19 protein-coding genes and 3 pseudogenes are annotated in these 22,475 nt (G+C 37.4%); 7 read left to right on the forward strand and 15 right to left on the reverse strand.

Features of this window, described 5'->3' with window-relative positions:
- Positions 1 to 5 precede the first annotated feature (5 nt).
- From dnaJ to LBYS11_RS15070, 8 genes and pseudogenes are all read right to left on the reverse strand, one after another.
- On the reverse strand, positions 6 to 1,124 hold the full coding sequence (dnaJ, locus tag LBYS11_RS15035; RefSeq protein WP_016995416.1) for a molecular chaperone DnaJ: 1,119 nt from the start codon (positions 1,122 to 1,124) through the stop codon (positions 6 to 8).
- Between the two features lie 233 nt (positions 1,125 to 1,357).
- On the reverse strand, positions 1,358 to 3,199 hold the full coding sequence (gene dnaK, locus LBYS11_RS15040) for a molecular chaperone DnaK (protein WP_048392179.1): 1,842 nt from the start codon (positions 3,197 to 3,199) through the stop codon (positions 1,358 to 1,360).
- A gap of 75 nt (positions 3,200 to 3,274) precedes the next feature.
- Positions 3,275 to 3,847, reverse strand: a complete 573-nt coding sequence (gene grpE, locus LBYS11_RS15045) for a nucleotide exchange factor GrpE (RefSeq protein ID WP_004227038.1) — start codon at positions 3,845 to 3,847, stop codon at positions 3,275 to 3,277.
- 17 nt (positions 3,848 to 3,864) lie between these two features.
- On the reverse strand, positions 3,865 to 4,893 hold the full coding sequence (gene hrcA, locus LBYS11_RS15050; RefSeq protein ID WP_004227036.1) for a heat-inducible transcriptional repressor HrcA: 1,029 nt from the start codon (positions 4,891 to 4,893) through the stop codon (positions 3,865 to 3,867).
- An 89-nt stretch (positions 4,894 to 4,982) separates the two neighbouring features.
- On the reverse strand, positions 4,983 to 6,128 hold the full coding sequence (gene hemW / locus LBYS11_RS15055) for a radical SAM family heme chaperone HemW (RefSeq protein WP_103118454.1): 1,146 nt from the start codon (positions 6,126 to 6,128) through the stop codon (positions 4,983 to 4,985).
- A gap of 172 nt (positions 6,129 to 6,300) precedes the next feature.
- Positions 6,301 to 7,484: pseudogene (gene chrA / locus LBYS11_RS15060) on the reverse strand (chromate efflux transporter).
- 64 nt (positions 7,485 to 7,548) lie between these two features.
- A complete protein-coding gene (locus tag LBYS11_RS15065) occupies positions 7,549 to 8,397 on the reverse strand; it encodes a DUF4179 domain-containing protein (protein ID WP_048392177.1) in 849 nt (282 codons plus the stop codon).
- Positions 8,398 to 8,500: 103 nt separating this feature from the next.
- A complete protein-coding gene (locus LBYS11_RS15070) occupies positions 8,501 to 9,700 on the reverse strand; it encodes a DHH family phosphoesterase (RefSeq protein ID WP_103118455.1) in 1,200 nt (399 codons plus the stop codon).
- Positions 9,701 to 9,842: 142 nt separating this feature from the next.
- Here LBYS11_RS15070 and LBYS11_RS15075 point away from each other — a divergent pair.
- The 5 genes and pseudogenes from LBYS11_RS15075 to LBYS11_RS15095 all read left to right on the forward strand — a co-directional run bounded on the left by LBYS11_RS15075 (position 9,843) and on the right by LBYS11_RS15095 (position 16,095).
- A pseudogene (locus tag LBYS11_RS15075) lies at positions 9,843 to 10,549 on the forward strand (polysaccharide deacetylase family protein).
- A 132-nt stretch (positions 10,550 to 10,681) separates the two neighbouring features.
- On the forward strand, positions 10,682 to 11,269 hold the full coding sequence (locus tag LBYS11_RS15080; protein WP_048392174.1) for a TetR/AcrR family transcriptional regulator: 588 nt from the start codon (positions 10,682 to 10,684) through the stop codon (positions 11,267 to 11,269).
- 22 nt (positions 11,270 to 11,291) lie between these two features.
- Positions 11,292 to 12,434, forward strand: a complete 1,143-nt coding sequence (locus LBYS11_RS15085; RefSeq protein WP_103118456.1) for an FAD-dependent monooxygenase — start codon at positions 11,292 to 11,294, stop codon at positions 12,432 to 12,434.
- 336 nt (positions 12,435 to 12,770) lie between these two features.
- On the forward strand, positions 12,771 to 14,414 hold the full coding sequence (locus LBYS11_RS15090) for a pyridoxal phosphate-dependent decarboxylase family protein (RefSeq protein WP_048392172.1): 1,644 nt from the start codon (positions 12,771 to 12,773) through the stop codon (positions 14,412 to 14,414).
- A complete protein-coding gene (locus LBYS11_RS15095) occupies positions 14,398 to 16,095 on the forward strand; it encodes a methyl-accepting chemotaxis protein (protein ID WP_103118457.1) in 1,698 nt (565 codons plus the stop codon). Before LBYS11_RS15090 ends, LBYS11_RS15095 begins: the two co-directional genes overlap by 17 nt.
- A gap of 81 nt (positions 16,096 to 16,176) precedes the next feature.
- On the opposite strand, the gene LBYS11_RS15100 is transcribed toward LBYS11_RS15095, so the two are convergent.
- The 7 genes from LBYS11_RS15100 to LBYS11_RS15130 all read right to left on the reverse strand — a co-directional run bounded on the left by LBYS11_RS15100 (position 16,177) and on the right by LBYS11_RS15130 (position 21,346).
- The gene (locus LBYS11_RS15100) at positions 16,177 to 16,605 is read right to left on the reverse strand and encodes a GatB/YqeY domain-containing protein (protein ID WP_048392170.1); all 429 of its coding nucleotides are present in this window, start codon (positions 16,603 to 16,605) and stop codon (positions 16,177 to 16,179) included.
- Between the two features lie 50 nt (positions 16,606 to 16,655).
- Entirely contained in the window at positions 16,656 to 17,678 is a 1,023-nt protein-coding gene (locus tag LBYS11_RS15105; RefSeq protein ID WP_054550087.1) for a DUF1835 domain-containing protein, read from the reverse strand.
- 260 nt (positions 17,679 to 17,938) lie between these two features.
- Complete coding sequence (locus tag LBYS11_RS15110; RefSeq protein ID WP_103118458.1) at positions 17,939 to 18,928, reverse strand: zinc-dependent alcohol dehydrogenase family protein; 990 nt, start codon at positions 18,926 to 18,928, stop codon at positions 17,939 to 17,941.
- A gap of 18 nt (positions 18,929 to 18,946) precedes the next feature.
- Positions 18,947 to 19,357: a GNAT family N-acetyltransferase gene (locus LBYS11_RS15115; RefSeq protein WP_036076278.1), complete on the reverse strand. Its 411-nt coding sequence runs from the start codon at positions 19,355 to 19,357 to the stop codon at positions 18,947 to 18,949.
- A 69-nt stretch (positions 19,358 to 19,426) separates the two neighbouring features.
- Positions 19,427 to 20,110, reverse strand: a complete 684-nt coding sequence (locus LBYS11_RS15120) for a VOC family protein (protein WP_036076277.1) — start codon at positions 20,108 to 20,110, stop codon at positions 19,427 to 19,429.
- A gap of 86 nt (positions 20,111 to 20,196) precedes the next feature.
- Positions 20,197 to 20,535, reverse strand: a complete 339-nt coding sequence (locus LBYS11_RS15125; protein WP_103118459.1) for a cupin domain-containing protein — start codon at positions 20,533 to 20,535, stop codon at positions 20,197 to 20,199.
- A gap of 58 nt (positions 20,536 to 20,593) precedes the next feature.
- Positions 20,594 to 21,346, reverse strand: coding sequence for an SMI1/KNR4 family protein (locus LBYS11_RS15130; RefSeq protein ID WP_103118460.1), 753 nt, complete (start codon positions 21,344 to 21,346; stop codon positions 20,594 to 20,596).
- Between the two features lie 107 nt (positions 21,347 to 21,453).
- Between LBYS11_RS15130 and LBYS11_RS15135 the strand changes: the two genes are divergently transcribed.
- Entirely contained in the window at positions 21,454 to 21,831 is a 378-nt protein-coding gene (locus LBYS11_RS15135; protein WP_233732095.1) for a hypothetical protein, read from the forward strand.
- A gap of 13 nt (positions 21,832 to 21,844) precedes the next feature.
- Positions 21,845 to 22,389 (forward strand): annotated as a pseudogene (locus tag LBYS11_RS15140) (GNAT family N-acetyltransferase).
- Positions 22,390 to 22,475 lie beyond the last annotated feature (86 nt).

The following is a 22,475-nucleotide window of genomic DNA, read 5'->3' on the forward strand; positions in this document are numbered from 1 at the left end:
TCTAATTATTCACCTTGGAATTTTTTCTTAATTTTATCGAATAGTGAACTACCTTGTTCTTCAGGGATATCGCCACTAATTTCTGCAAATTCTCGTAGTAATTGTTTTTGTCTTTCCGTTAATTTTTCAGGTGTCATAACTTTTACTGTCACATATTGATTACCCATACCATAACCATGAACATTTTTAACACCTTTATCTTTTAGACGGAATTGAGCACCTGACTGTGTTCCAGCTGGAATACGTAATTTTACTTTCCCATGGACTGTTGGTACTTCAATTTCATCCCCAAGTGCTGCTTGAGGGAATGTTAATTTCAACTCGAAGTAAATATCGTCTCCATCTCGTTCAAAATCCTTGTGACCTTGAACGCGGAACATAATATATAAATCCCCTGCAGGTCCACCGTTTATACCTGGTTCACCTTGACCAGATACACGAATTTGTTGTCCATCATCCACACCTGCTGGAATCGTCACTTTAATTTTCTTACGTTTTTGGACTTTTCCTTCTCCACGACAAGTCGTACATTTCTCTTTAATAATTTTACCTGTTCCATGACATGTTGAGCATGTACGACGATTCATCATACGACCAAATGGTGTATCCACTGCTTGATTGATTTGACCTGCACCTTTACATGTCGAACATGTTTCTGGTTGCGTGCCTGGTTTTGCTCCTGAACCGTGACATGTTTCACACGTTTCATCTTTCGGGATTTCTATTTCTGTTTCTTTTCCAAAAATTGCTTCCTCAAATTGGATGTTCATACGATATTGCAGATCATCCCCTTTACGTGGAGCATTTGGATCTTGACGGCGACCACCTCCGCCAAAGAATGAACTGAAAATATCCTCGAAGCCGCCAAAGCCGCCCCCTCCAAAGCCACCACCAAAACCAGCATTCGGATCCTCATGACCAAATTGGTCGTAGCGTGCTTTTTTCTGGTCGTCACTTAATACTTCATATGCTTCAGCGATTTCTTTGAATTTTTCATCTGCACCTGGCTCTTTATTAAGGTCAGGGTGATATTGTTTTGATAATTTACGGTATGCTTTTTTAATCTCATCTTTTGTAGCCGATTTTGTTAAACCAAGCACCTCGTAATAATCGCGTTTCTCCATGATTCACACTCCGCTCTGTTTGCATAAAATCTATTGTAACATGCAGTTGAAAAAACTGCCTCATTTTTTCGATTAAAGGTTCTATAAGTTCCAAAAATGAAGATACTCACTTCCTAGCAGCTAACGTATGCAACTATCCCATAAATGGTGCATTTACGTGAAGTGACCTCACATCATGACAAAAGCCAAAGCCGCAAGCGGTCTTTGGCTTTTTCACTTTACTGTGTTACTTCTTATTTATCATCTTTTACTTCTTCGAATTCAGCGTCTACAACACCGTCATCTTTTTTACCAGCGCCAGTGTCTGCACCTGCATCGCCGCCTTGAGCTGCTTGAGCAGCTGCTGCCGCTTGTTCGTAAACTTTCATCACTAGTGGCTGTAATACGCCTTCTAGTTTTTCTTTAGCTGCTTTAATACCTTCTAATTCACCAGCTTCAAGCGCTTTTTTCAATTCGTCACGAGCATCTTCCACAGATTTTTTCTCGTCTTCTGTAATTTGCTCACCAAGGTCAGCAATTGTTTTATCCACTTGGAATACTAATTGGTCTGCTTCGTTACGAAGATCTGCTTCTTCTTTACGTTTAGCATCTGCTTCAGCATTAGCTTCAGCGTCTTTTACCATGCGTTCAATTTCTTCCTCTGATAAACCAGAATCAGATTGAATCACAATTGTTTGCTCTTTGTTCGTACCAAGATCTTTTGCTTTTACAGATACGATACCGTTTTTATCAATATCGAATGTTACTTCGATTTGAGGTACACCACGAGGTGCTGGTGGAATATCTGCTAATTGGAAGCGACCTAATGTTTTATTGTCAGCTGCCATTGAACGCTCACCTTGTAGAACATGAATATCTACTGCTGGTTGGTTATCAGCTGCTGTAGAGAAAACTTGAGATTTTGAAGTAGGAATAGTTGTGTTACGGTCGATTAATTTTGTGAACACGCCACCCATTGTTTCAATACCAAGTGAAAGAGGTGTTACGTCAAGTAATACAACGTCTTTCACATCACCTGTTAATACGCCACCTTGTACTGCAGCACCCATTGCAACAACTTCGTCAGGGTTAACACCACGGTGAGGCTCTTTCCCTGTTTCTTTACGTACTGCTTCTTGTACTGCTGGAATACGTGTAGAACCACCCACTAAAATAACTTGGTCAATTTCAGAAGTTGACAAACCTGCATCAGATAATGCTTGACGCACTGGTCCTACTGTACGGTTTACTAATGGTAAAGTAATTTCGTCAAATTTCGCACGCGTTAAAGAAATTTCTAAGTGTAATGGACCTGCTTCTCCAGCTGTAATGAATGGTAGAGAGATTTGAGTTGATGTTACACCAGATAAATCTTTTTTCGCTTTTTCAGCTGCATCTTTTAAACGTTGCATCGCCATTTTATCTTTTGATAAGTCAATGCCATTTTCTTTTTTGAATTCAGCTACTAGATATTCGATAATTGCGTCATCGAAATCATCTCCACCTAGTTTGTTATCACCAGCTGTAGCTAGTACTTCAAAGACACCGTCACCTAACTCAAGGATAGACACGTCAAACGTACCGCCTCCAAGGTCAAATACTAATACTTTTTGATCTTGATCTTGTTTATCTAATCCATAAGCAAGAGCTGCAGCAGTTGGTTCGTTGATGATACGCTCTACTTCTAGACCTGCGATTTTACCAGCATCTTTAGTTGCTTGACGCTGTGCATCGTTAAAGTAAGCAGGAACTGTAATAACTGCTTTTGTCACTTTTTCCCCTAAGTAGTCTTCAGCATAGCCTTTTAAATATTGAAGAATCATTGCAGATACTTCTTGTGGCGTGTAGTCTTTATCTTCTACTGTTACTTTTTCAGCCGTACCCATTTTTGATTTAATAGAAATGATTGTGTTAGGATTTGTTACTGATTGACGTTTCGCCACTTCACCAACTTGACGTTCACCATTTTTAAAGGCAACAACAGATGGCGTTGTACGGTTTCCTTCTGGGTTTGGAATTACTTTTGGTTCTCCACCTTCAAGTACAGAAACGCAAGAGTTTGTTGTTCCTAAGTCAATACCAATAATTTTGCTCATTAAAATTTCCTCCTATTATGTCAACGCAAGGGATGCGTTTTCTAACTAATTTTAATTGACTAAATAGTGCAAAGACTATTCGTTCACAGATACCATTGTTGGGCGTAATACACGATCCTTTAAGATATACCCTTTTTGTAGTTCGCGTAAGACGATACCCGTTTCTTTTTCACTATCTTGTTCTTGCATAACAGCTTGGTGAATCGTTGGATCAAATTGCTCACCTTCAGCTTTAATCACTTGCAGACCTTCTTTTTCTGTTGCTTCAATTAAAGAGCGATACACCATTTCAATTCCTTTAATGATCGATGCAGTCTCTTCAGAAGTTGTCTCTACTTGTAAAGCACGTTCAAAATTATCAAGGACTGGTAATAGATCAGATAGTAAGCTTTGGGCGCGATACTTTTCAGCTGCCTCACGGTCTAACTGATTACGACGACGCATATTATCGAAGTCAGCACGTAAACGTAGGTGACGATTTTCTTCGTCAGCCAGCTTTGCTTGTAGTTCAGCCAGCTTAGCCTCATACTGTTCTTCAATTGATAACTCTACTTCTTCCTGAACTTCTGTTTGCTCTACTTCCTCAGTTGTCGTTTCAGCTTGTACATCTTCTTGTACTAAATCTTTGTTTTCCGTTGTTTCCGTCACTTGAATCCTCCTCATTATCATTCACTACGATTCTTCATAAAGGCTTGTGTTAAATCCAAGCGCATTACGTCTAATAAAGCCACAACACGCTTATAATCCATACGTGTAGGGCCAATAATAGCAATGGCTCCCTGTTGATCATCACCAATAGAATAGGTAGTGGTAATGACACTGCAATTTTCCATTTCTAGTTGTTTATTTTCTGAGCCTATCCGAATATGAATACCTGATTCATTCGGATGGAAAAGTGACTGCACTTGGCTAGTCGTCTCCATTAAGTCCAAAATCATCCGGACTTTATTTAAGTCATGGAATTCTGGTTGGTTGAACATATTCGTTTTTCCACCATAGAAAATTTTACTTTCTGAATTATGCATTGTTGCTGTGATAAGTGCGCGAATAAAATCATCCGCTGATCGAACATGTTGCTGTAACACTGCTAGCACTTCAGCCTCAAGGCTTTTATGGAGATCTTCTAATGAAACTCCAATAAGGCGATCATTTAAGATATTTACCATTTTCTCTAAATCAGAAGCGGTAAAGTCAGGTGGTAGATTGAACATGCGGTTTTCTACATGCCCATTATTCGTCACGATAATCGCTACTGCTGTGTCGCTAGAAAGAGGGACAATTGAAAACCGTTTAACACGATGCCTTTGGACATCAGGTCCTAAAAGTATGGAAGTATACGATGTCAGCTCTGATAAAATGTTGGCTGACTTTCGGATAATATGCTCTACTTCTACTAGTCGATCATTAAAAATTGATTGAATTTGTTGAATGTCCTTGGAATTAATACCTTGAGGACTCAACAAATGATCTACATAAAATCTGTAACCCTTTTCCGAAGGCACTCGACCAGAGGAGGTATGCGTTTTTTCTAAAAAGCCTAATTCCTCTAAATCCGCCATTTCGTTTCGAATAGTGGCTGGACTAAATGTAATCCCTTGTTTTTTGGAGATTTGGCGAGAACCTACCGGCTGCGCAGACACAATAAAGTCGTCTACAATGACTTGCAATATCTGTAACTGCCGATTTGTTAGCATGATTATCACCTCTGTTAGCACTCAACTAAGAGGAGTGCTAATACTATTATTAAGTTATCAAATCCCACATTTTATGTCAACGATATAGCTCAATCTTCTAGCAAAAATTGTTGAAATACTTCATTGCCCACAAAACGCCCTTTTCTTGTCAGGCGAACACCAAGCTCATCCTGTTCTAAAAGCCCCTTTGACACTAGATCTTTTATTACCACATCATAATGCGCAGACATAGGTGTTTTAAATTTCTCTTCATATATAGAGTGCATAACACCCTCTGTTTTTCTTAGCCCTAAAAACATTTGTTCTTCTCTTTTTTCCACTTGTGATACTTCATGTGCGTGGACAATTGGTAGCTCATTTGCCTCAACAGCTTCCATATACTTTTTTAATGGACCGTGATTGGAATAGCGTATACCTGCTAAATACCCATGAGCTCCTGCGCCAAACCCCGCATATTCATCATTATCCCAATAAATCTTGTTATGCTCTGAATGATACCCTGGCTTTGCAAAATTACTGATTTCGTATTGTTGAAGCCCATGTAAGGCCATTTGTTGCATCAGCACATCATACATATCTGCTTCTAAATCTTCTGTCGGTAAATACAGTTTCCCTTTAGCGTACTGATTATAAAAAATCGTTTTGGGTTCCACAATAAGAGAATAGGCAGAGAAATGTGGCAAATCAAGAGTAAAAGCTTTGGCTAATGAATCCTCCCATTGCGCCATCGTTTGCCCAGGTAAACCATACATTAAATCAATGCTGATATTACGGAAGCCAATTTTTCTAGCCAAGTCGATTGTTTCATAGACATGATCATTACTATGAGTGCGTCCAATCTTCTGTAGCAATCCCTGGTCAAAAGATTGTACACCCATGCTTAAACGATTAACACCACCGTCGAACAACACCTGCAATTTGGCTGCAGACAATTCATCTGGATTTGCCTCTGATGTAAATTCTGTCACACTATTCATTGGAATATACGTATGAATAGACGTTAGTAGTTTGTCCAATTGCTCAGGAGATAAAGCTGTCGGTGTTCCGCCACCAAGAAAAATCGTCTCGATGTTACGGAATTTTTCAGGATGTTTTTCGGTTGTCAGGGCCATTTCTTTTCCAAGTGCTTCGATATATTCATCCACTGGTTGATTTTTAAAATAAAATTTATTGAAATCACAATAATTACAGATTTGATGACAGAAAGGAATATGAATGTAAACACCTCGTGCCATAGCAATCCCTTCTTTCGCGTTAAGTCTTTTCCATTTCTACATTATAACGAATCGATAGAAGGAACGCTATGAAACCTCACAGGTACTTTTAATGAATATTGATTCCGTAATGACAAAACAAACTGCACCTCCGATTATTAGTTAGAATCTAACAATCGAAAGTGCAGATTTTTCATGTATAAAAAATGACGCCCACAACAATTCCTAACAGCACCAATAAATAAGGCTGTATTTTCCATCGAATTAAACACCATAAAAAGACAGCTACTATGAAAATATCTAACGTGCTGATGATGGTTTGTGTCACAATGGGATGTACAAAAGCAGCGGCTAGAATGCCAACGACTGCCGCATTTGCGCCTGCCATCGCACCTCTAAGTCGTGCAATTCGACTTAGGCTAATCCAAAATGGTAGCGCTCCAACCACTAGCAAAAACGCTGGTAAAAATATTGCGAAAGTAGCAATAATAGCTCCCGGAACGCCAGCAATGACCATACCGATATATGCAGCAAATGTAAATAAAGGTCCTGGAACTGCCTGTGTCATACCGTAGCCAGCTAAAAAATCTGAGGTACTTATTTGACCACTTTGAACAAATTGTGTTTCCAGTAAAGGTAAAACAACGTGTCCGCCACCAAATACTAAGGCACCTGCAAGATAAAACTTCTCTATCATAGAAATCCACTCATAATGCCATAAAGCGGCTAATATAGGTAAACCTAGGAGTAGCACGAAAAAAAGTACTAGTAAAACAATACCCGTGGTTTTTGAGATGGGTATATGAACTAATTTTGACGTATTACCCTCAACACTTTTTTCAGTAGTTGAAAGCCTAAACAAGCAGCGATCAATATTGCTACGATTTGTGCCAATGGATTTAGCCATGTCAATACTGTTATCAATGTCAATAAAGCAATCAACCAATGCCATTTTGTCGAGAGTAGTTTTTTGCCCATATCAAAAATAGCATGAGCGACAATCGCCACTGCTACTAACTTCAAACCATGAATCCAATCCATCTTAAACTCTGTATACTTGGAGAAATAGGCAAAAAGTATAAGTATCAGAACTGATGGTAAGGTAAAACCAAGAAATGATAGAAAGCTTCCTAGTACTCCTCCTCTAAGTAAACCAACCCCCATCCCCACCTGACTAGATGCAGGACCAGGCAAAAATTGACTTAACATAACGAGTTGACCATAATCATGTGCAGAAAGCCATTTACGTTTCTGTACATATTCCTGTTGAAAATAACCTAGATGAGCTGTTGGGCCTCCGAATGAGGTACAGCCCAATTTTAAAGCAACAAAAAAAATCTCCCAAAGCCTTCGCAAACTCTCAACTACTTTCCATATCTTTTATTTCATCTTACACGGAAAGCAGTTTTTTTTAGATTAAGAGTTTGTAAAATTTACTTCATTATTCATCTCTCTTTATTTTAATTGCAGAACCTACTTTACTACCCTCTTTATTGATTGGAATTAAAGTGTATTTTTTTTCTGTTAGATAGAGTGCATCTACACGACTTCCCCACCTTGTACCCTCTTTATTTAATGGATAGGGTGCTGCAAAATCCCATGATTGTCCAGATTTTGATTGGATTTTAAAGTGTAACGCATCATTGACAACACTTTCCTCAGCATGAAAATAAATCGTTGTGGAAATAGGTGTGGAGACAACTTTGTCAATGGTTATTTCCTGCTGATCAACATGCTTCACTTTTTTATCAATGGAAAAGATTTCACGATCTTGTTGTAATTGCTCTTGTGAAGCATCTACCTGAAATTCCCAAGGCTTCTCAATTGGTGTTTCAACATTCCAATCTTTATAACGAATAACTAATTCTAATTGTTCATCAGCCGGAAAATCATCCATTTTAATACTATTGTATATCGTATAGACGTTGGCAGACTTTGCTATGGACTGTCCTCCATTACGAACCATATAATCTTGCCCATTGACAAGAATTTGCGGAAAGAAAAATACTTGATGGTCTGGCTTAAACTCTTTTCCAGGTTCGAAAGTTGCATTTAGTAAAATTTGATTGTCATCTATAATCACTTCATTTAATGTTAACCGTCCTAAGCTATTGCTAGCTGTTTTCCCCACATCCGTTTTATAGGCTTCAAAATTCACATCCTGATCCCACCACAAATACAGCGTCGATCCACTAGCAATCATTAATAAAAGGATCACAACAATAAGCCACTTCTTACTTCTCCGATTTTCCTTATCCAAATCCACAACTCGAATCATATCATTGGACAACAGTACACCTCATTTTTATAAAAATCATTATGATTCATTGTAGTGCTCAATCATGCATTATATAACCTTCTATGTTGAAGATTCATTTATGTATAAAAGGATATTACATCCCTTTATGTAGATGACGACCTTTATTGACTTCACGCATTAAATAGTCCACAAAGAGATCATCCCTTACTAGCCATGCTTGTTTATTTCGCTTTAAAAACCACTCCGCTTCATTAAAGCTCGCAAAGGATTGTGTCAGTAGCATGTTATTTTTTTCAATTATCCAATCAACCTCATCGTTTGAATAGAGCATAAACATTTCATCTTGCTGATTTTTATAGAAAGTTCCAAACGTAGACCCTTTTACATTATAACGATTTCTTTTTGCATCCTCTGGAATAGGCTCTATATGGAATGTTGCCACTACATACTGCTTGTAAGCTTCCTCTGTTAATGAGCAGCCAGCAGCCTTTTGATGTCCACCTCCACCATATTTGGCCGCAATAGCTGACACATCAATATGATCATGGATTGTTCGAAAGGATATCTTTTTACTGCCCATATTAATCATCGCAATATAATCAAGATGCTGATTTTCCTTTCCCAATTCATTGCCAAGCTCAGAAAGATAGGATTCTGCATAGACAACCCCAGCATAGTATTCTCCCAAAGTAGTTTGAATAAGCTCCCGTTTCTTACGCCGAATGTAACGCTCTGTTTTTTCTTCTTCCATGCTTAAAATTTTCTTTTCAAAATCATCGAAGTCAAAGTGATCACTTGTTTTTAAACGCTCAAGCATTTTCTCTTCAAATTCTTCAATAGACACTAGAAAAAAGAGTGCATTTAATCTTTGCGCTTGTAAATTGCCGTTCTTTTCCCATTCCCATGTATCGTATTGTCTTACTAACTCTACAAATTCAGAAACGGCTTCTGTTTTTTCTAATAGTCCATGGATAACCAGGTATTGATAATATAAAGATGTAGCTGACGTTAAAAAGCCTTGCTCATCCTCAATTAATACCTTTCCCCATTCATATTGATTGAAATGGAGTGCTGTCTTATGATGGTCCAACAATTGCACATTACCAGTCGCCTGATAATAATCATGAATCCTTTTTTCATTCTCTTCATTTGGAGAAAGATCTGTAATAAACAAAAATGTTTTCTGTTGATCATTCTCCAAAAAGAATTCGATTTCGCGATCAAGTGCTGTAATGGAATTGTAGCGTATCTTCACCTTATCGTTAAAAGCAAGCTTGGCTAAAATCCCACACCCTACTCCGTCTAAATCGTTATGTGATAATAATTTATACATGTTCTCACCTCGATTGTAGTATGGGTATTTTTTTGGTATTCAAACAGCTAATGAGGTTCAATACGTAACAACATTGATATTGTTTTTCAGATAACATACATTAAAACCATACATCTTTAGGGTGAAAGGGAGGACACAGTGAATGAAAAGGAAACTAGCTTATAGTGGAATCGGATTTATTTTGATCTTTGCATTAGCATTTTCAGCTTATAAATTAATGAATGCACGTGACTATCAATTATTTGGTCCTATTACCTCTCGGGTTGAAACTCAAGAAAAGGTCATTGCATTGACATTTGATGACGGACCAACTGACAAAACTGGCTCTATTCTGTCGTTATTAGAGGACTACGAAGTAAAAGCCACTTTTTTTCTAATTGGACAGGATATCGAAGAACATCCAGAAGAGGCTAAAAAATAGTGGAAGCAGGACACCAGATTGGTAATCATACGTATTCTCATAAACGTATGGTATTAAAAAGCCCCTCCTTTATTAAAAATGAAATAGAAAAAACAGATGCCCTTATTGCCAATATCGGCTATCAAGAAACACCCGTAGTAAGACCACCATATGGTAAAAAGTTAATCGGCTTTCCCTATTACTTAAATAAACATCAACGCGAGACCATTACATGGAACTTAGAGCCTGACACGTTCTTTACAAAGACAGAGGATAAAATAAATTATGTAAAGGAAAACATTCAACCAGGCTCCATTATTTTATTGCACCCTATGTATGATCAAACTGACAACGAACTACAGACAATAGAAGGAATTCTTCAGTCCCTTACGGATGAGGGCTATACATTTGTCACAATAGATGACCTGTTCAAATTTAAAGCGTCATGAGATTGTTTCATGTTTTTGAAAACTTTATGAATAAGCTAGACATATTATTGCAAAAAGTAATATTAAATATTATATTGACCATAGTCATATTTTGACTTTGGTCATTTTTTTATAAAGGAGCCCGTTTCAGAAATGCTAAGAGCAGAGCGTAAAAAAGAGTTAAAAGAGCAAATTTTTCTACAGGCTATTCAATTATTCAAGGAAAAAGGTTATGAGGCTGTAACCGTTCAGGAAATTGTTTCGGTATGTGGCATTGCTAAAGGTACTTTTTTCAATTATTTTTCAAGGAAAGATGACATTTTACTTTATTTAGGTACATCACAATTAGAAAAATTAACAAAACAATTAAATCATTATCACTATATAGAAAACCCTAAAGAGCTCATTTTAGTGTTATTGGGTGATTTATTGAAAAGGCTTACAGAGCATAGTGAGTTAATGAAGCTAGTTGTTATGGAAATTATGAAATCCTCCTATTTAGTTGAAAACGAATACAACAGTATTCAAAAGTTACAAAAAAGTATAGAAAGCATTGTTGAACAAGCAAAAATAAATGGCACTTTACAAAGTGAGCACGAAACACCTATTATCGCCTCTTCCATCATCAGCACATATTTCCACACATTATTATCTTGGTCTTTACAGCACAGTGAAGAAAAAGATATAGAAGCTTTGTTTGAAAAACATTTAGATATTGTTTGGAAAGGCATTAGTAAATAATTTAAAAGAATGGAGGATAAGAATGCGTAAAAAAATTATTGTAGTAGGCAGTGGAATAGCAGGTTTAAGTGTAGCTGTAGCTCTGCAGAAAATGGACATGGATGTATCAGTTTATGAAAGGGCTTCAAAACCAACTGTTGCAGGAGCTGGTATTATCATTGCACCAAACGCTTTAAAAGCTCTAGAGCCATTCGGGATAGCTCAAACAATTAAGGAAAGAGGCAAACCTAGTGATGGCTTCCATATCCTTTCAGAGCAAGGAAAGATGCTTAATAAACTTACGATTCCTTCTAGTTATCAATACATGTATTCCATCCACAGAAAGGATTTACATAATATTCTATTGTCAGCATTAAGGCCAAACACTGTTAATTGGGGCAAAAATTTTTCACATGTCATACAGGATTCGCAAGGCGTACAGGTGACATTCGAAGACAATAGTACTGTGACTGGCGACATTTTAATTGCTGCTGATGGGATTCATTCCCCTATTCGCAAGCAACTATTTCCCGATAGTTCGTATCGCTATGCTGGTTACACATGCTGGCGTGGCGTAATGGCTACAAAAGGAATACCCAATATTAAGGAATCATTTTTCGAAACATGGGGCTCCCAGGGGCGATTTGGGATAGTTCCATTACCAAATGATCAAGTCTATTGGTATGCTCTTGTCAATGCAAAGCCCAATGATGCTAATTATATAAAATTTACTACCACTGATTTATTTAATCATTTTAAAGAATATCATTTTCCAATACCAACTTTATTAAACAATACGGATGAACATCAAATGATCCACCGTGATGTGTTTGATATTGTACCAATGGATAAGTTCTATCATCATCGTACCGTTTTTATTGGGGATGCTGCGCATGCAGTTACACCCAACATGGGGCAAGGGGCATGTCAAGCAATCGAAGACGCACGAATATTAGCAGAATATCTTAATAAGTATGAAAATATCACTCAAGCATTTGCCAACTACAATGCCCATCGAAAAGAAAAAGTAAATACTATCTCTATGCAATCATGGAATATTGGCAAAATGGCTCAGATGAATAATCGTTTTTTAATTAGCCTGAGAAATAAGTTATTAAAATTAACACCCCAAGTAATGATTCAAAAACAAGCACAGCATGTCTATAATTTTGAAACCACAAAATAAACAAACTATAACGAAATTCTTAAAATCTGCACTTTCTTTGTGCAGATTTTTTCTTTTAACTAGTCAAATAGATAAAAAGTAATAGCTCTTAAAGTTTTTCTTATAATAATATCATCATCCTTTTTCATTTTAAGATATTTCTTTAAAAATCAAGCTACAGTAACATAGTTAGAATTTGTCAATAAAACTTAGATTTTTCAGAAATGTCTATAAATATTTTTTCAGTAAAATATAATCACCATCTCTGCTAAAATATGCTATTATACCTTTAGTATAATGTCCTATTTTTATCAAAGTAAAAATAGAGGAAATATGAACTACAAAAGGATGATGAATATGCAAAATATCCAACAATTATTCCAGAGCGAAGATGGAAATATCCAACAAAGAGAGAATTTTTTGTCCCTATTAGAGAAAATTGTTTCCTCATTAGATGAATTAAAGAACCCAAATAAGACAACTCTTGGACCAATGAAAGAGCGATCTGCTAATTTTTATCAAGAGCTTATGCAAGAGCATCAAGTGCCAACAACTGGGATCGGACTAGATCAAGTTGTAAAAGAATTGACACATTTAATGCAAGGACACCCTTATCATACACGTAACTTTGTAACAAATGTTTTACCGATGGCAAGTATTCCTGGAGTGTTAGGACAGTTTACAAATGCGCTATTGAATGGCAATAATTTATGGGATGTTTATGGTCCTGCTGCTGCTGAGTGTGAGGTTAAAGTAGTAGCAATGATGTCTAAATTAGTAGGCTATGATTATACGAAAAGTTTTGGCTATACTACATGGGGTGGACAAGGTGCTGTTTTTAGTGGACTTCGTCTTGCCATTGCAAAACAATTCCCTCAAGCAAAAGAAGATGGTGTTCCTACTAATTTATATTGCTTTGCTTCAGAGAATGCCCATTACAGTCTTTTAAAATCAGTAGAAGCCGTGGGTATCGGCAGTAAACATTTAGTGCGTGTAAAAGCAGGTAAAGATCATTCGATGGATGTAGAAGACTTACGTGCACGTATGACAGACGTCATCGAAAATGGCGGTATTCCTGTTTATGTAGTAGCGACAACAGGTGCTACTGATCAATTTGGTATTGATGATGTCCAAGCCATCAAAGAAGTCACAACAACCCTTGAGAAGAAATACAACTTACAACCAGTACATATTCATGCTGATTCGGCTTTAGGTGGTTTTTATGCCTTCTTCAATGATTATGATTTTAATAAAAACCCACTCCAATTCGAGTCAGAGGTTTTACAGGGATTAGCACAAATCCATGAACGTATGCAACATCTAGCCATTGCGGATAGCCTATGCTTTGATTTCCAAAAGCTTGGACAAACACCTTATTTAACTAGTCTATTCTTGATTAAGGAAGGTAAAAGTTTACAGCTACTAGATATTGAGGACTTTGATACGCCATATGTAGGCAATCGTGGTTATGGCTCTTATCATACTGGCTATACATTAGAATGTTCTCGTATGGGTAGCTCCATTGCTATTTTTGCTGCATTGCAGGCATTTGGTAAGGAAGGCTATCAACAACTATTAGCTAATTATGTACGTGTGAATTTAGCATTCCGTGCTCAATTAGCTGCGAAAACGCCAATGCTACAGGTGGTTAATGAATCCAATATTGGGCCAGTCACAGCGTTTCGTTTATATCCAGACGGCATGAATTGGCAAGCTGAACAAGCTGGTCACTATACACAAGACCAAATAGAACACATAAACGGTATCAATGCTTCATTCTTTGAAATTATTGGAGAAGGTCGAGACGAAGTATTCTTTGGTGACACAACGCGTGTTTGCACGGTTAGTACTAGTGATACAACACAACAAGTACCAGTTGCAGCGGCAAAATTTTTCTCTATCTCACCTTATACGGAGACAGAACACATCTCTAATATGATTCATTTCTTACAGCAAAAGCTTAAAGTACTGGAGGCGTCCCACATTGCGTATCGTCACTAAATTTAAGAGTTCTTTACTCTACAAATATATTGCCAGTTTCACCATTCCAATAGCGATTATTTCCTTGCTCTTTAGCGTTGTGTTATTTGTAGCTTCTTATCAAATTATCGACAATTTTGTGATTAAACAATTCGAATCTACTTTGGAGATTACATCCAATACGATTTTTGAAGATATTGAGAAAACTGACGTCAAAGCAGCGGATAACGGCAGTCCTGACAAATATAAAAAAGTATTGGATCAATTGAACGCAGTAGTTAAAAAGTATGATATTGAAAATGCCTATGTGCTTTCTAAAGCCAATGGAAAGGAGCATATTGTCGCTTTAAGTAATACCGACAATCATCAGCAAGATTATGTATTTAGTGAAGAAATGCATGAAGCCGTAGCTAGTGGTAACACACAAACAAGTGATATTTATAAGGATGAATATGGTATCCATAAATCCATTTTTATCCCATTTAAAGATACAGATATTATTTTCGGTTTAGATATGGATGCCTCCTTCATCGCTGAACTACAAACGGAAACACTATGGATCTGTATTATTCTTACAGTTATATTTATTATTTTTGGCGTGATCGTTGCTTACTTTATTAGTGTGGGCATTACGAAGCCTATTAAAAAAATGACGCGTTATGTTGGTCAAGTTGCACGGGGAGATTTGGCTGTTGAACCTCTCCAAATAAAAGGTTCCAATGAAATTGCCCAGCTTTCATCAGGCATTGAAAACATGACGGAAGATTTGCGTTCGTTAATTAAACAAATCGCTCAAAATGCTGAACAAGTGGCCGCAATGTCGGAGGAATTAACAGCAAGTTCTGAACAGACAAGTGCATCCATTCAGCAAATAACCTCTTCTATGCAAGAGGTTGCAGCGGGTTCAGAAAAGCAAACTTCTTCGATTGAAGAAGTGGATAGTCATATTACAACCATCTCTAACAAAATGTCAGAGGTAGTGACAAGTGTAACCGATGTAACAGATAAGGCATTCCAAGCATCTGCTATATCAGAAAAAGGCAACACCACAATCCAAGATGCTACTGAAAAAATGGCCGTAACATCTCAGGCTATTCAAGAGTCAGCAGCTGTAGTAGAACGTTTAAGCACATACACAAATGAAATTGGGGATATTGTGACATTGATTACCCAAATTACAGATCAAACGAATTTACTTGCATTAAATGCTTCGATTGAGGCAGCGCGTGCAGGCGAACACGGTAAAGGCTTTGCAGTTGTAGCGGAGGAAGTCCGTAAATTAGCCGATCAATCTTTAGAGGCAACTAACAGTATTCGTACACGCATTGAAACGATTAAAGAAGAATCTGCACAAGCCGTCAAATCAATGGCTATCAGTAGCAGTAATCTTGCTGAAAGCTCAACAACATTCAATGCATCCGGAGAGGCATTTGCTGAAATTTATACCCAAGTCACTGCACTGACGAGAGAAATGGACCATGTCAATAACGTGATGTCCAATATCAATGAAGGTGTTAGCAGTATTGCTAGTTCTGTTGAACAAGTGGGGGTCGTAGCTGTTCAAGCTTCAGGCAATATTCAAAACGTAGCTGCTGCCTCTGAGGAGCAATCTGCAAGTATCGAAGAAATAACAGCTTCCTCTAATAACTTAGCTGAAATGGCTCAACAGCTCCGCAATATCATTCAAAAATTCCAGTTATAAAAATAACAAATCCGCTATGCACATTTTCGGCATAGCGGATTCTTCTTTCCATAAAAACTCTCCTACCAAAATGGTAAAAGTTTAGGCAATAATATTTTTCACAACTTTTGAAATAACGGCACCTTCAGCCTGACCTGTCAGCAATGGTTTTGCAATTTTCATGGCTTCTCCCATGTTCATTCCTTTTCCAACACCCGCTGCCACTAATTTCTCTGCAATTTCTTCTTCTGATAATTGCTTTGGTAAAAAGGATCTCAAAAGTGTCAATTTGGCTTCCTCTTTTTCAATCAGGTCTGCTCGCCCAGCCGTTTGTGCACCTTCTAAAGCCTGATTTGTTTGTTTGACCTCTCGATTAATAATAGCTATTTCTTCGTCAGCTGTTAAAGCCTCTCCCTTTTCTTTTTCAGCTGAATCTAATGCTGACTTTAAAAGAGATAATACACCCTTCGCTAACGTATCTTTTTCTCTCATTGCCGTTTTTAATTGTTCAAATACTTCTGTTTTTAACAATGATCTCACTCCTTCTAACCGTCTATATCAAAAAAATTATATCATAAAAATCATGAAGGATTATAGTTCGTTGCATCTGCTAACTTTACTTTATAGTGTAATATTCCCTTTAACTCACCTTCATAAGAAAAAATGCCTTGCTGAATTAATTGACGCAGACGATAGTCAATCCATTCAACCTCTCTCAATTCTTCCATATGCCCCAGTACCTCTCCAATTAACCTAGCTGCAACTTGGTAATGAATTTCCTCTTGTTCTTCCTGTAAACGTTTAGCACAGGTAATGATCAAGTCATCCTCTCTATCCTCATTATTATTTCCCCAAAGTTCATGATATTTCCATGTATGTATGCAATCGTAATCATCCATTAACAGATTTAGCCCTTCTTTGCATAGGGAGTGCCTCAATGCTTCTTTTAATGGCCATCTTTGGAAATGTTCATAAAAGTAAAGTAAATCCTCTGTGTTGACCTCTCCAGTCGATCTTGGATAATGATCCTCTGCTAACTGTGGTAAAGTATATAACTCATGAAATAACTGAAAAGTGTCTAATACATAGATATCATTTGTTTTCTGTTCGAGCATCGCCAAAACGAGTCGAAGCCCTATTTGCTCATGAGCATTTTGACAAGTCCAAATCAGTATATCCTGATGAGGGGGGATATTTTTAATTTTCTCTATTGCTTCCTTCATCTCCCGCTCACATATAATCAATCCATCATCTTCTATTAGATAGCGCTGTTCCAACCATTGAAAACGAGCTTCAATTCCGTCCCTTGTATGTACATCTTTCAAAGGACCAACAGAAAAATTACCTGGCACAACAATAATCTCCTCGGACTTAGCATAGTCAGGATTACGAAAGGCTGCTTTCAAGCTCCCCCCAGGTGAATGACCGAATACAATATGCACCGTTTGTACCATTGAAGAATCCCGCTCCTCAGCTTGCTGTAATAAAAACTGTAACATGCTATCTCTTGACTGTTCATTTATTAAAGTTGAAAGAAGCATCGACTTCGCATCAGCTTCACTCAATCGGTGTATTGACTGTTTTAGTTGGTTGATCTTCTCCATTATCTGTACTCCTTTATTTAAAAACACCTAACCTTATCATACCTCTTTATTACCTCAAATTACTAATTTAGTTAGTTTTAAAGATATGTTACTACTATTGCTAGTGAATTCTTTAATCTGGGCGGAGGCTCACTTAGCGACTTGCTCACTTTTTGGGGCAGGACAATGTATGAACTATTTTCTCCAGAGCTAAAAACACTCATGTCCCTATAAAAAAACATACTACACGTAGTAGCTCAACTACGACGGTAGTATGTTATTTAATCAACATTCGTTAAAAATACTTTTCCTTTTTTAGTTCCCTCAACAGCATCGATTGCCTTATGGATAGCTAATAATGGAAAACGAGCATGTACATTCATCATTTTTAAGGAGCCTTCCTGTACAAGGTGTATAAGTTGTTGCATCGTTTGTTGCCATTTTTCAATTGACGTCTGACGTTGCCAATGGCGTAAATGAAACATCCTCGCTTGTACCTTTGCTTCCTTCACAATGTTTGTCCAATTTACCTGAATACCCGATAAAAGACCAATAGCTAAAAAAATACCCTCGGGCTTTACGCAGAAGGCAAGCTGATTGCCAGCCTCTCCACCAATCGAATCAATTGCTGCATCTGCTCCCCTACCATTTGTTAATGCCATAACGGTTTCGTAAAGTGGCATATGAGAGGTATCAATGACAAAAGCTGCACCAAGTTGCAGTAATTCTTCAGTATGCTGATTACTTCGTGTCACAGCAATAAGTTGATAGCCTAGCAATTTCGCAAGTTGAGCATAGAGATGTCCAATGGCAGAGCCACAAGCATTTACTAATAAGACATCGTTTGATTGTAAATTAAGTACCTCTGAGCATGTTACGAAGGCTGTAATTGGATTAATATACATTTGTGCTGCTGTAAAATCATTCATCGTGTCAGGAATAGTCACTGCAAAATCTGCTTGCGTTTTCACTACTTCCTGCCAAGTTCCCTCTCCCCGTAACGGTAATACGCGCTGACCAATAATCTTTGGTGAAACAAGCGGTCCAACAGCTTCTATTATTCCTACTCCCTCATAGCCAGGGATAGTTGGTAAAGTGATTCTATGAGCATATTTCCCCCATATTGGTATTAAATCTGAGGGATTAATCGGTCTGGCTAGCATGCGAACAAGAATTTCTTGACCTTGAGGAGGCTCGATTGTTTTATTCTCTAGCCTTACAACCTCTTGCGGATTTCCAAATTCATAAATTTTTAGGCATTTTGCTTTCAACGATCCTAGCTCCTTTATTCATTCTGTATAGAACAACATCATACCAGGAGCATCTATTTCACGTTCCTTAAATCCAAGCTTCTGATAGAAAGGTTGTTTACCTTTGGCACAAAATAATTGAACCCATTTTATATTTTCTTTCTGACATTGCTCTAAAAGAGCATCCATCACCATTGTGCCAACTCCTTTTCGTTGATAATCAGGATGCACCATCACATCACAGATAAATGTTTGATAGATACCATCAGAGATAATACGTCCATAGCCAATTAGATTGCCTTCATCATATATAGATGTACTGAACCAGCTATTACAAATAGCCTTGTATAATTGTTCATACGTATACTGCCCTTTTGCATTCCAGCCAGTTGTTTGGTGCAATGCTTTATACGAGTCTATCGTCGGATTTGTTTCTTTGATTATATACATATAACACCCTCCTTATTTTGAATAAATATACAAAATAACATATATTTAATCAACAATAAGTTTATGATGTTAGAGTTGCAGAAGCTTTAATTGCCCTTCTTCATCCATATTTAATTGTAAAGCTTCGTCTATTTCAATACTAATCGGGCTGATAACTGCTTTCTTATCAGAAAAATACCACAGACGTCCACTCGGTCCTAATAGGATATTGGCTCCGTCTTCATAGTTTCCTAGAAAATTAAGGCCATCCAGTTGAATTTCCTTGTTTGCTATAGGGTTTATAGCATACTTCTTTAATTTTTCAGCAATTGTTTGAATGTCATCTGACGTTAAATTGATTTCTCCAATATGTAACACTTGCTCTACAGAAAAATTAACTTCAGCATGTTTCGGATTTATTTCCTGTCTTGCAATAAGCTCTACTATATTGCCTTCTGGATCGTAGAAATAGCATGCATATGCTTTTAAAAACTCAAAATAGACTTCATCCTGCCCCTCTGAATCCAGCAAGCCTACATGCTCTTCTGCCCAAATCTTTGCCTGTTGAAATAAGTTACTAGGAATATTTAATGCAAAATGATACTGCTTTGGCATTTTAGAAGGCATCTTTTCAAATGTCATCCTGCTTTCTCCCACGGCTATTGTAAAATAGTCAGCTGTTCTTTCTAACAAAGTAAAACCTAACAAATCAACATAAAATTGCTCCATTTTTTGCATATCATGAACATATAATTTTACCTTCGTAATCTTCATCTTTAAGCACCCCTTTACACTCCCTACTATACAAGTAGCTGATTAGAATGGCTTCATGCAAAAGAATGAAGTTTACTTTCGTATAGTTAGAGAAGCTTTCGATCTCCCCTGCTATTTGGCTGCGATATTACGAGGAATTCTACATCTTCTTGTGAATCGTTTCGCATTTGATGTGGTAAATTTGGAGGTACTTCAATTCCCTCATGTTGCTTTAACTCAATTCTTTGGTCATTCAGTTCTATTGTAGCTGTGCCTGAAAGAACAAAGAAAAACTGCTGTGCATGATGGTGATAATGATTTACCTCAGCTGTTTGAGCAGGCATCCGCTCATGTATCACACTAAGCTCCCTATTTTGTACAAGATGCCAGCCATCACACTGTGCTCCCCATTGATAATGTTGTGCTAATGCTTTGTTAATTTTCATCCTTACACTTCCTTCCCTGCTTTAGAGGAGGGATATCCATCATTCTTGTTAATTTCCCTCATCCAATAAATTCAGCTAAGCTAATTTTCCTTTTTTGAAAATCTGCACGGATAGCCTGTAACTCGGCTTCTAACTTTAAGGCACCTGCTTCAACTCCCCTATAAATTACTAGCGGAGGCTGTTCTAAAGCCTTTCTCGCTTGTGAATAATCATAAGATAATAATTTTTTTAGCAACAATAATGTCTTTAGTTTATCTTTTCCTTCCCCAGTAATAGTTAGTTCATAGTACGCTACAGAACTTTCTTCAGGCAACATTTCTTCTAAACCAGGCGGAATCAGTAAACTTTCAAGGAACAAAATTAAATTGTCATAAGCCATTGAAAAATGCCAATTGCCTGTCCCATGGGGAGCGGTAAAAACAGCCGTATCACCTCTTGATAGATCTAGACAATAGGGATCGCCTTCATCTGTGGCAATGACTAAATAATCATGTGGCCAATCCTCAATCATCTCATCTGTCACTGGATTATAATTATAGCCCTCCTGCCCACGTATTAAATCTCTTGCGCCATAGATATTTAGATTAATATAATCACCTGTAGCCCATGTAACCCTTTCAACAACATAATGTCTCAAAAAATAAACATACTCTGCTGGCAATGACCACCCACCATCCACAAATTGGCTAATATCCTCTTCTGATTGATGATAAAAAACCATGGGATAGGCTGACTCCCGCTCCTGAAGCTCATCAATAAAATCACGCATTTGCTGTAATACTGCATCGAGTTTCTTTTCTAAATCTTTCAATGGAATTCTCTCCTTTTGATGACCAAGTGTCTTTCTTGCATTTTAACATACCCCATCATTAACCAAATAAGGGGAACATGTTATAATCATTAAAATAGACTGGTAGTATGCATAACGTGAACAAAAATAACGGATGGGAGCGATCTGTCATGCAACATACGAATGAACAGATAATACAGCAAGCCAACACGGAATTTTTGAAAGCACTTCGCTATTTAGATTATGGCAAGGTAAAACAAGGGGAAGCATGTCTCAAACAAGCCACCCATTTGGCAAATCTGCTGAATGACCATATCACATTTATTCGTGCTGCCATTTGTTATGGAGAGTTGTTATGGCACGCTGAAAAATATGATGCCTCCGATCATTGGTTACAGCTGGCACTTGATCGATTGACCGCAGTACAGCAAGATATAAATGACTTACTAGATGTGGATGTGCAACGAGCTCGATCCCTACTAAACCACCAACGACATCCATTATAAGGAGCAAGCAATCATGAAATTACTTATTAGACGTCCAGAACAGTCGGACATCCAGGCGTTACACGAATTCTTTGATCTTGTCATTCGGGAAACTTATAAAAAGAAGGAATTGCCGAGCTAGTGGACGATCAACAGGATGAATGGGAAACGAAAAAACAGTATGTAGCAATGGACTTAGAAAGCCAGGGCAAAAAAAGATTTTTCTGGTTAGCTTTAAATGAAGAAACCAATGACATAATAGGCACTATCGAATGCGGTGCAGCCAACGAAATCATTCAACAAACGATCAAAGAGGAACTATTCAATTGTCTAGAAATCGGTACCGTTTTTGTTCATCCTGACTATCAAAATCGTGGGATTGGCACCATGCTACTACAGAAAATGCTCCTGACGTTAGAAAATCGAAGGGTTCCTAGTTTTTGTTTAGATAGTGGATATAAACAAGCGCAAATGATCTGGCAGAAGAAATTTGGACAGCCTGATTTTGTCCTTGAAAACTATTGGGGAGCAAATAGTCACCATATGATATGGAAACGAACACTACCATTTCAAATATAGAAGTAAAAAATGCTCTATCAGATTACACAAGAACCTCTATGTAAAAAACAAATCTTTAGTCAATAACATGCTTTATGCATACAATA

It is taken from the genome of Lysinibacillus sp. YS11 (genome assembly GCF_002896375.1).
Classification (GTDB): domain Bacteria; phylum Bacillota; class Bacilli; order Bacillales_A; family Planococcaceae; genus Lysinibacillus; species Lysinibacillus capsici.